General features: G+C 62.6%; 5 protein-coding genes and 1 pseudogene. All 6 read left to right on the top strand.

Annotation, left to right across the window (positions count from 1 at the left end):
• The first annotated feature begins 856 nt into the window (after window positions 1-856).
• Window positions 857-1993: a helix-turn-helix domain-containing protein gene (locus tag ABD906_RS10165; RefSeq protein WP_345099298.1), complete on the top strand. Its 1137-nt coding sequence runs from the start codon at window positions 857-859 to the stop codon at window positions 1991-1993.
• Window positions 1994-2177: 184 nt separating this feature from the next.
• Window positions 2178-3749 (top strand): serine hydrolase, encoded by a 1572-nt coding sequence (locus ABD906_RS10170; protein ID WP_345099299.1) that lies wholly within the window; start codon window positions 2178-2180, stop codon window positions 3747-3749.
• 75 nt (window positions 3750-3824) lie between these two features.
• Entirely contained in the window at window positions 3825-5396 is a 1572-nt protein-coding gene (locus tag ABD906_RS10175; protein ID WP_345099300.1) for a S10 family peptidase, read from the top strand.
• Window positions 5397-5545: 149 nt separating this feature from the next.
• Window positions 5546-5881, top strand: coding sequence for a helix-turn-helix domain-containing protein (locus ABD906_RS10180; protein WP_345099301.1), 336 nt, complete (start codon window positions 5546-5548; stop codon window positions 5879-5881).
• Window positions 5878-6345, top strand: coding sequence for a HipA N-terminal domain-containing protein (locus ABD906_RS10185; protein WP_345099302.1), 468 nt, complete (start codon window positions 5878-5880; stop codon window positions 6343-6345). Before ABD906_RS10180 ends, ABD906_RS10185 begins: the two co-directional genes overlap by 4 nt.
• 46 nt (window positions 6346-6391) lie before the next feature.
• Window positions 6392-6514: pseudogene (locus tag ABD906_RS10190) on the top strand (IS3 family transposase); the annotation flags it as partial.

The following is a 6514-nucleotide window of genomic DNA, read 5'->3' on the forward strand; positions in this document are numbered from 1 at the left end:
ACCTCAACCTGCCGAAGCTTCGTGACGATCTCGTCGGGCTTGTGTCGCTTGTTGGCCATTGTGGTCCTCCTTCATGGTCAAAACCATACTTCAAGGTGGACCCGTCCAATGGGGGTGGATCAGGTCTACCTGAGGGACGTGCTCACGCGGCTGCCACTACAAAAGAACCATCAAAATGGCCGAGCTGCTGCCGCACAACGGGAAGCCGCAGGGCTGAACATTCGTCCGACAAACGCCGTGCCGGTCAAGGTGTATTTCCCGGACGCTTACAAACTGCCCACAATCGATCGGGAACCGCAAGCGCTGCAGGCGTCAAGGTGTGTTTACCGGACGCTAACGAGCAACAATTGCCTCTAGGCCAAGAGGGGAGACAGCCTGGCCAGGACCTCTTCCATGATGTGCTCTGGCACGGAAACTGCGAATCCTTTCGTATGGGCAAAATCCCCTCCGCGCGTGATCGGGAGCACGATGGGGACGCCGGTCAGCCGGTTGAACTTGCTTGGTGAAACGATCAGGGACCTGTCGGGCGCCCTGTTGTTCGTGGCCTGCCGTTTGATCCAGTGAAACCAGGTAGATGTGGCCACGTTCCATCACAGCAATTCTCTACCACAGTTTACCTGACGTAAGCGACGACACTCGGGCCCTGAATCGAGTGCAGTACCGCGCGGCGGTTCGATGTGTGCCGAACGGACAGCGACCAACCCCGGTTGACCCCCGGCCTGAATAACGATAAACATCTAATACAAATCGTTTCGACACAATTAATCTCATCCAGGTGGGTGCCTCCAGAATTTTGCCAGGAGGAGGGCAATGATCCGGGGGCAGGCGTGCAAACGTACTTGAGCGTGACGGCCCCATGGATCGACTTCAGCACACACCCGCGCACGACTCAGATCTTGCCGAACTTTCTGCCGAGCCCGGCGTCCACCCATTCGCTACCGGGCGGCCCGACAGGCTGGTTTTCCAGCAGATCTGTACCGAGCGTTTTCCGCCCGAACAGCGTTACGACTACTGGCGCAGCACCGTTATCCGGGCCGCAATCGCAGATGCGCCATCGCCTTCCCAGCGCCACGATTTCCGGGCCACGATTCTGTCGCTTGCCGATGCGCTGAGCGAACTTCACCTTGCGAGTTTCGACGGGTTCAGCGCTCGGCGCTCGCGGGCTGCGGCAAGGCGTGAAGACGGCGAGGATCCATGCCTGATCTGGTTCCGCTCGGGCGCGGCGATGATGGAACAGGAAGGCGATGCCCCGTTGCGCCTGGCTGACGGCGACTTCATGCTGTTCAACCCGTTGCGTGCGACCACGGTGGCATTCTCGCAATCGGCCGTCGTCCAGATCGATCTGCCGCGGCGCGCGTTGCTGGAACGCTTCGGTACGATTCCGGATGCCGCGAACGTCGCGAGGGCCCTCAGGGCTTCACCCATGGGGCTGATGCTGCGTGCCCAGCTGGACGCGCTGTCACGGATTCTCGCCGAACTGTCGCCGAGGGAGCAGATGGCTGCCCTGGGGGCCACGGAAGCCCTGGCGTTGACCATACTCGAAGCCGTGCTCAGCAGCGCCAGCGACCCTGCCGGAGTGTGGGACGGGGGTGAGAGCCCCGACCCCCGGCGCCTGGCGCTTTTCACGGCGGCCCAGCGCTACATCGATCGCCATCTTGCCCATCCGTCGCTGGATGCGGCCACCATTACGCAGGCCCTGGGCTGCTCGCGTTCCACTCTTTATCGTGCCTTCGCCGACCGGGGGCTGGGGATCAGCGGCTACATCCGCGAGCAGCGCCTGCAGCGTTTCCGGGCGCTGTTGCAGCGGGCGCATCCGGCAATCCCCATTGCTGATCTGGCGGCCCGTTGCGGCCTTTACGATGCGCCCAATCTCAGCCGGCTGTTCCGTGCCCGCTTTGGAATGTCGCCTTCGGAGTTTCGTGCGGGCGGCGCCTTGCGCAATGCGGCACAGACTCACCTGAAACCCAGCCAGGGTGAAACGAAAGCCGAATGACCGGGACCTTCCGGGAGGCGGCTACCTGGGTGACACGGAATGATGACCGCGTGAGACGCGGGGATTACCGGCTTTCGAAGCCGCATTGCAATAATCTGCGCAGGATTGTTCTGCGTGGAGACCTGCGGCCATGCCTATTCTTGCCCGACATGCATCATCAACCCGAAACGCTTACCGGTGGGCCGTGGGGCTCGCACTGGGCCTGCTGGCAAGCATTCCCACCGAGGCGTCGAACATGATCCGGCGCGCCGATGTGCAGGCGGTCGTACCCAGGATCGAAGCACATGTCCGCAAGACCATGCAGGAATGGAACACGCCGGGGCTTGCCGTGGGCATTGTGGCCGAGGATGAGCTCGTCTATGCACAGGGGTTCGGCGTGCGCGAGGTGGGCGGTACGGCGCCCGTGACGCCCGAGACCGTGTTCCAGATCGGTTCGACCACGAAGGCTTTTCTTGGCGTGACCCTGGCCATGCTGGTCGACGATGGTGCGCTCGATTGGGACGACCGTGTCATCGACCATGCTCCCGGCTTCCGGCTGATGGATCCCTGGGTGACCCGGGAGTTCCGCATCCGCGATCTGCTGGCGCAACGCAGCGGCCTTCCCGCCTATGTGGCCACGAACATGATGACCTATGGGTACGACGCCGATGACATCATCCGGGCTCTGGAGCATTTCCGTCCCGTGTCGAGCTTTCGTTCGAGCTTCGCCTACCAGAACGCGTTTCACCTGGTCGCCGGGCAAATTGTTGCGCAGCGCAGCGGGGCGCAGGCGTGGGCAGACGTGCTCAGAACGCGTCTGCTCGAGCCGATCGGCATGACCTCGACCAGCGCGACGGCAGACGGGCTGCGACAGGCGTTCGAGCATGCGAGCGGACATCGGTCCGATACCGAGGAGAATGTGGTCGACCCCCTCGGCATGTTTCCCTACAACGCCGAAGGCGCCGGGGGGCTGAATTCCAGCGTGCGCGATCTGGCCCGCTGGCTCCGTCTCCACCTCAATGGCGGTGTGCTCGACGGCACCCGCGTGATCAGCCAGGCGGAGTTGCAAGAAACCTATGCGCCGCTGGTGCTCATTACCGGTCCCATGCATGAGCTGTTGCGGCTGGGCGATAGCGATCTGATCTCGTACGCAACCGGCTGGATCGTGCATAGCACGCCCGAGGGCCGCGTCATCGAGCATGGGGGCGGCACGACCGGTTTTGTCTCCTACGTAGGGTTCGACCCCGACCGGCGTTTCGGTGTGGTCGTGCTGGTCAACCAGTCCGTCACGTTCGGCGACGGGATTGCTGCGCCGCTGGGCCGTTACATCATGGATGCCTTGCAGGGTCGGCCCGAGAGTGATTATGCGGCGCAGATTCTGGCGGCCACGCGCAAGGCGTTGGCCGAAGAACGCGAGCAGGAGGCGCTGGACGCCCGCTACAGCCTGCCGCCCGAAGCGCTGGAAGCTTATACGGGCCGGTACGAAAGCCCCGTGCTCGGGCAGATCGAGATCGTGCGCGATGCGGACGGAACGCTGGGGTTCGAGCTGGGGCCGCAGCGCCTGGCCGTCAGGCTCGAGCCCCGGCCGAACGACGTGTTCATCGCCACGATTCCCGCCGTCGTGCGCGACGGGGACCCGTATACCGACCGGGTCAGGCTGCACTTCCAGAGCGACGAGACCGGCCGCATGGCGCAGATTCACTGGCTGGGTGGCACCGATCAAGCCGGGCAGCCGCCGTTCCGGCGTGTCGATACCAGCGACGCCGGGACGCGCTGAGCCGCTGTCCGGCACGGGCGGTCTTGATTGCAGCATGCGCCGATTTGCTGTCGAACGAGAAAAGGAGGGCTTGTCTTGCGTTACGCAGATTCTTCTCTGAAGGCGTGTGTGGTGTGCGCCCTGTTGATGTCGGCATGGGCGGTGCCGGCGATGGCCGAAACGGCACAGCCGGCCACTTCCCACCCTGCCGGCGTGCCGGAAGAACGAATCGTGACCGCCGACGGCAGCATCACCATCGATGGCAGCACCCTCGACTACACGACTACGGCCGGCACCTTGCTCGTCAGGAAGCAAGACGGCGAGCCGGACGCCGAGCTGTTTTACATGGCCTATACCCTCAAAGACGCCGATCCGCTGACGCGTCCCGTGACGTTCATCTGGAACGGCGGCCCCGGTGGTGCGACCATGCCGATGGATGTGCTGGGTTTTGGCCCGATGCGCTACGACGTGGCGGCCAACCCCGAGACCCGCGCGCCGTTCATTGCGAAGCCCAACCCGCACACACTGCTCAAGCAAAGCGACCTGGTCTTCATCGACATGATCGGAACGGGCTATTCCCGCGCTGTCGGCAGGGCGAAGAACAGTGACTTCTGGGGAGTCGACCCCGACGCGGATGTGACGACGCGTGCCATCGAGCGCTATCTGACCCTGAATGAGCGCTGGCAGTCACCAAAGTTCATCCTCGGAAACTCCTATGGCACCACCCGGGCATCGGTCGTGGCCAACATGGCTCAGGCGCGCGGCATTTCGCTCAATGGGGTGATCCTGGTGGCTTCGGCACTGAACTTCGGGGCGTTCTCCTATGGCATGGACCACGTCTACGTGGTCTCGGTGCCGACGTATGCCGCGATTGCATGGCATCACGGACGGACGGCGCACCAGTCCAGGCACCTGCGAGAGTTCCTTGACGAGGTCATGGCCTTTGCCCGCGGCCCCTACGCTGAAGCCCTGTACGAGGGCAATGCGCTCAGTCCCGCGAAGCGCAGCGAGATCGCATGCAGGCTCGCGGGCTACATCGGCCTGGATCCGGCCTACATCGAGCGGGCCCACCTGCGGGTGTCGGCGGTCCGTTTCCGCAAGGAGTTGCTGCGCGACCAGGGTCTGGTCATCGGGCGTATGGACGGGCGTGAGACGGCGACGGACTTTGACAGTGCCGGGGAGGAGCCCGAGGGCGATTATGTGTTCTTCCGGAACGTGTTCATTCCCGTGGTCTCGATCCTCAAGGAAAACCTTGGCCGGCTCGGTTACAGGGAGGACGCGGAATACATGATGGGCAACTGGGAGGCCGGCAAGACCTGGAACTGGAAGCACCAGCTACCCGTGATTGCGGGTATTTCCAAGCGCGAGATCGAGGAGGACGTCAACATCTTCCCGCAGAATACCTGGGTGGGCGGAGACCTGGGCGCGGCGATGCGGGCCAATCCTGCCATGAAAGTGTTGCAGATTCACGGGTATTTCGATCTGGCGACGCCATTTGCCTGGGGGGATTACGATCTCGCCCACATGACCTTCGATCCGGAACTGCGCAAGAATGTGCGCGCCGAGTACTACGAGGCGGGGCACACCATGTATGTTGACAACGAGGCCCTGGCACAGATGGCACAGCACCTGGAGTCGTTCTACCGGTCGGCGACAGCGCATCCGTGACGTTTGCGGCCAGAGAATTTCGCGTGCCTGCCCCTAAAGATAATAATAGTTATCTATTAACAAGTGTATGATAATGATCGTTATCTTATTGGCTTGACCAGCTGATGATGATATCCTTGATCATCTTTATATATTAAAAGATAATGATCATGATCAGATTGCTCGAGCAACTGGTGCAGGCTCGGCAGGTGGCAGGCATCACGCAAGCTCAGCTCGCGGAGCGTTCGGGCCTCAGCCGCATGGCCGTGCAGAAAGCCGAATCTGGCAACAGCGACCCCCGACTGTCTACCCTCGAAGTCATGGCCAGGGCTCTGGGCATGGAGCTCATGCTCGTGCCCGCTGCCTTGCGCGCCGAGCTGCAGCAGTTCGTCCAATCGGGTGGTCGGCTGCTGGGGCAGCGGGCGGGCATCGAGGCCCCGCCTTCGGTGGTGGAAGAAATCGTTCAAGGTTCGCGGGCGGTACAACGGCGCGGGCGCAAGTCATGAGCACCTTCATCCGCTATCTGCGGGTGTATCTGCATACCGTAGAGGGGCAGAGGCGCCCTATCGGGTATCTGTCGCAATACGGCGACATCCTTCGAGTCTCGTTCGACCGTGACTATATCGACGACCCGCAGCGGCCTACGCTCTCCCTCAGTTACCAGGGGACTGACGACGCGGCGACGCGCGCCATTCTTTCCGCGGCGCGTGATGCCCGTTTGACGAGGGCCGATGGCAAGTGGCCGAGCTTCTTCCAGAATCTCTTGCCCGAGGGCCACAACCGTGATCGGCTGGCTCGTGAGCGAGGGTGTTCGCCGGACGACGAGTTCGAGCTGCTGGCGGCCGCCGGCCATGACCTGATGGGTGCCCTGGAAGTTGAACCGGTGCCGGCTGATGAGGGTGTGCCGCATGCAGTACGTTTATGGCACACGGCACTGGGGCTGGACGTGCTTGTGATCCACCCCCATTGAACGGGTCCACCTTGAAGTATGGTTTTGACCATGAAGGAGGACCACAATGGCCAACAAGCGACCGAAGCCCGACGAGATCGTCACGAAGCTTCGGCAGGTTGAGGTTTTGCGCGGCCAAGGCATGGCGATGGCGGATGCCGTTCGCCAGATCGGCGTTTCCGAACTGACG

This window comes from Chelativorans composti (genome assembly GCF_039541695.1).
In the GTDB taxonomy this organism is placed as follows: Bacteria; Pseudomonadota; Alphaproteobacteria; order Rhizobiales; family Rhizobiaceae; genus Chelativorans; species Chelativorans composti.